This is a genomic window from Micromonospora sp. NPDC005324 (genome assembly GCF_040607155.1).
Taxonomy (GTDB): Bacteria; Actinomycetota; Actinomycetes; order Mycobacteriales; family Micromonosporaceae; genus Micromonospora; species Micromonospora trifolii.
The window spans coordinates 1-4,117 of the sequence record NZ_JBEXGE010000101.1 but is presented as its reverse complement, the minus strand read 5'-3'; the positions used below and the strand labels follow the sequence as shown (position 1 = coordinate 4,117).

General features: G+C 64.5%; 3 protein-coding genes and 2 pseudogenes. 3 read left to right on the top strand and 2 right to left on the bottom strand.

Going from position 1 to position 4,117, the window contains the following annotated elements:
• Window positions 1-102: 102 nt before the first annotated feature.
• A pseudogene (locus ABZS40_RS36370) lies at window positions 103-539 on the top strand (transposase); the annotation flags it as partial.
• Here the strand turns inward: ABZS40_RS36370 and ABZS40_RS36365 are convergent.
• Window positions 458-853 (bottom strand): ISAs1 family transposase, encoded by a 396-nt coding sequence (locus ABZS40_RS36365; RefSeq protein WP_354949252.1) that lies wholly within the window; start codon window positions 851-853, stop codon window positions 458-460. The pseudogene ABZS40_RS36370 and the gene ABZS40_RS36365 overlap by 82 nt on opposite strands.
• Window positions 854-890: 37 nt before the next feature.
• Window positions 891-1,061, bottom strand: a complete 171-nt coding sequence (locus tag ABZS40_RS36360) for a hypothetical protein (protein ID WP_354949251.1) — start codon at window positions 1,059-1,061, stop codon at window positions 891-893.
• Window positions 1,062-1,712: 651 nt separating this feature from the next.
• On the opposite strand from ABZS40_RS36360, the pseudogene ABZS40_RS36355 reads away from it, so the two are divergent.
• Window positions 1,713-2,746 (top strand): annotated as a pseudogene (locus ABZS40_RS36355) (ISL3 family transposase); the annotation flags it as partial.
• Between the two features lie 629 nt (window positions 2,747-3,375).
• Entirely contained in the window at window positions 3,376-3,798 is a 423-nt protein-coding gene (locus ABZS40_RS36350) for a DUF4440 domain-containing protein (protein WP_354949249.1), read from the top strand.
• The last annotated feature ends 319 nt before the right edge of the window (window positions 3,799-4,117 follow it).

Below are 4,117 nucleotides of genomic sequence, written 5' to 3'. Positions count from 1 at the left end.
ACATCGACCGACACAGCTACAAAGCCACGACCAGCATCGACGTCATCAGCCCCGACCCTTGACACGCCAACCGCGGCCCTAACTGAACGGCGTTGGCCCTAGTTGTTTGGGCGGGTCGCGTCGGACGCGACCGTGTGGCGGTCCTGGATGCCTTCGATGCTGCAGCGTTGGCCCGGTTGCGGCTGGCCCGGGAGGCAGCGCGGGAAGTCGCGTGGGCGCAGACCTGTGAGACCCGCGGCCGGTTGCCCGCCTCGGTCGCGGCGGGCCGCGAGGTTCCCGGGTTGGTCCTGGACATGGACGCCACCCTGGTCATCTGCTATTCGGAGAAGGAATCGGCGACGCGGACGTGGAAGAAGTTGTTCGGCTACCACCCACTGCTGTGTTTCCTCGACAACACCGGTGAAGCCCTGGCCGGACTGCTGCGCGAAGGACGGGCCGGGTCGAACACCACCGCCGATCACATCACCGTCCTGGATGAGGCCCTGACGCAGATCCCCGACGCCCACCGGCACGGGACACCGCTGCTGATCCACACCGACGGCGACGGCTGGTTGCCTTTGACCGTCAGGATCCAGTCGGCGCCACGTTCGGCGAGGTTGGTGACGTGCTCACGCTGGCAGTGCAGCCCGTCGGCGGTGATCACCGTGTCGCGTAGGTCGCCGATCTGGTCGAGCAGCGGTGCGAACCGGGTGATCTCGTTGGTCTTGCCGTCCACGTCGGTGTCAGCCAGGAGCACGCTGCTGGCCTGGTCGCAAGCAGCCATCACGTGTCGGGCTGCAGCGTCGGTGGTGCGGGAGCCGCGCAGCGACTTGCCGTTGACCGCGATCGCCCGTCGCGGCGCTGGACGTGGCACGCCCGGCGAGCCAGAGACCGATCGCCGCGGTCAGCAACTAGGGATCCTGGGTCTGCAACAGTCGGCGGATCATCGCTTCGGACGGCCGCCGATCCGGGGCGATGCTCAGGGCCAGGACGGTCGTGTCCGGAGCGTCGGCGAGCCATTCTACGATCGCGGTATACGAGCGGTAGCCGTCCGCCACGGCGCAGACCGCTGCGCTCACCACGACCGGCAGCCTGTGCCGGACACCTCGCCGCCGCTCGCGGATCAGGCAGACCGGCGAGTGCTGCGGGCAGCCCACCGGCGGTTTCGAAACGGTCAGAGCCGGTGCGCAGGACAGAGGAGAGATCAGCGATGATGGCAGTGCGGGCATGGCTCACTTCGGATAGATCATCGTGGCGTAGAGAACCTTGATGATCTTTTGAACTGGTCATGCCCGTCTTGCTGCTACCCACACCGGCGCTTCTACTCCGAACCACCCAAGCCGGACACCATCACGACTTTGCCGGAGCCCTGGGTGTCCGGGCATCGCGTCTGAGGTCCAGATCGGTAGTCCATCCGGATGCATGATCGCTTGGATGTTCGCGCCGAAGGCGCGGTGTTTAGCGGATTATCAGGCGTCGACGGTGTCGCCTTTGACGCTGGTGGTGGTCTCGGTGGGCTGATCGGCGTCACTGGTGGGTCGTGGGCCGACAGCAGATGGACTCGCCCCTCGGGCAGGACCGCACCCGCACCACCTTGCCTTCAACAGCGATGACTCGCAGGTGGCGACGCCGGTTGTCGGTAGCACAGCCAGTCGGCGAGGGCCGCCGTCAATGTGTCGGCGTCCACATGGACCAGCAGCCGCCACACCGTAAGCAGCACCGGTACCCGGTCTCGGCGGCACCGCTATGCCCCCGTGGTGATCGACGCCGAGACCCATGAGCGGATCGAGGTGCTCCCCGACCGCACCGCCGACACCCTGCAAGCGTGGCTGCGTGAGCATCCCGGCGTCGAGGTGGTATGCCGCGACGGCTCGGCCACCTACGCCGAGGCCATCCGCCGTGCCCTGCCCAACGCGGTGCAGGTCGCGGACAGGTGACACCTGTGGCACAACCTCTGCGAAGCGGCCCTGAGCGAGGTTAAGGCGCACAGCACCTGCTGGGCGACCGTACTACGCACCTATCGGCGACGGGCCCCGCGCGCAGACGACCCTGTAACGCTGGCACCAAGTCCATGACCTGCTCGACCAGGGGGTCGGCCTACTCGAATGCGCCCGCCGTCTGCAGTTGTCCCTGAATACCGTCAAACGCTACGCACGAGCCGACCGATCCGAGCGGATGCTCCGCGTCCCCAAATACCGTGCCGGCCTCGTCGACCCCTACCGCGAACACCTGCGCAAACGTCGAGCCGAGGACCCCGGCGTCGGTGTCAAGCACCTCTTCGAAGAGATCAAGGCCCTCGGCTTCCACCGGCTGCCTGAACCTCCTGCACAAGTACATCAACCAAGGCCGCGCGGACGCCGACCGCAGCCACATCTCCCCGCGCCGGCTCGCCCGGATGATCCTCACCAGGCCCGACAACCTCGAACCCGAGCATCGAGATCTCCTGGCACGGCTCACCGCAGCCTGCCCAGAGATGACCCATCTCGCCGCCATCGTCGGGCGCTTCGCCGAACTCCTGACGCCTCAGCCGGGAAACGCCGACCGGCTCTCGCTCTGGATCGTCCAGGTCCGCGCGGTCGCTCTACCTCACCTGCAGGCCTTCACCCACGGCCTGGAACGCGACCGCGACGCCGTGAACGCCGCGCTCACGCTTCCCTACAGCAACGGACCCACCGAAGGCGTCAACACCAAGACCAAACGGATCGCACCTCAAATGCACGGACGAGCAGGCTTCACCCTGCTCCGCCACCGCATCCTCCTCGGATAACAGCACCCTCCGTCACCACCGAAAGTGAGACAGGGCCATTATTTGTACAGTCCCCTCTGTTCGTCGGCGTCTTGATCGGCCTCGCCGCCGCATCAAGCTCACCCCGGCATTGTTCATCGGATACCTGCTGTTCACCGCGGAGTGGGTGATCGCGAGACTCTTGTCTAGCGTCACGTCGGTGATCTGCCGATGGCTGTCGGTGATGTGGTCGGAATGTATGCGAGTTGAAGTTGAAAGCTGCTGTACTCGCGTAGCGAAGGAGTATTGCGGCCACACAGAAAAGTCGGTCACCCTGTCTCGACGGTAGGCCGGTTACGCCGTGTGGGTTCGGCGTGATCCGTGCGTCCTTCCGGCTGCGCCGACGCCAATAGGCTCAACCGTCCTTTATATTCAACTATCGCGGCGATTCTCGGGCCTTTTGAGCTGTGGAGAGAGGAGGATTGGATTTGGCCCGCGCAAAAAATTGAAGGGCGCGGGCGATTTACGGCAAGTGTTCCGATGTTTCTGCGAGTGGGCGTCGATGCGCTCTGCCTGTTGAAAGTAGAACAGGTTCAGTAAGAACCCGGCAGGCGAGAGATGAATCCCTCGACAATGGTTCCGCGAAGAACAGCGACTGAAAGCGACGGATAATGGACCGGGACCGAAGAACTGCCCTGAGGCATGGGCTGCACCAAATGATCGCTGGACACCTCGCTGCACTACAGGACAAGGACCTCGATGCGTACGGTGCGACCCTCGCCGACGACGTCGTGCTCGTGCTGCCCGGTGGAGGCATCGTCGACGGGAGGCCTGCGGTGGTAGCACTACACCGGGAGCTCTTCGCTGACAACGGCTGGTCCCAGGAGCGCTTTCTGCGGCGGGTGGTCCTGGTCGGCGGCACAGGTTGGGCGCTCGTCGAATACCGCTCCACCATCCGTGACGACGATGGCCAGGTGAGCTCGGAGCGCCGGGCGTATTTCACCCTCACGTGCAGCGTCATCGACGACATCTGGCTCGTGATAGCCGACCAGAATACTTCGATCCTGCCCGTGCCAGAGATTGCATTGGCCTAACGACCTCGTGCACGGTTGTCGGGAGGGCCAGTCGCCTTATCGGTGGCGGGTGCGACTAGTAATCCAGCCGTACTTTTCGAATTTGGTGTTTCGGCAGCTCGTCGGCATGATCGAAGTTTGAGTTGTACCGGCCGCGTAGCTGCCGATGTCGATGTCGATGCTATTCGGCGGGCTGGCTGGGCGATCGCACCGTCTGTCTGTTGTGGCCTGTGGCCCGTGGCTAGTACTCCAGCAGGAGATCCGTTTCACGGTTCTGTGAGGACTTGTCGGGCGTAGTGGCTGCTCTTGGCTGTGGCTTGATGCCGGCGTCGGAAGATGG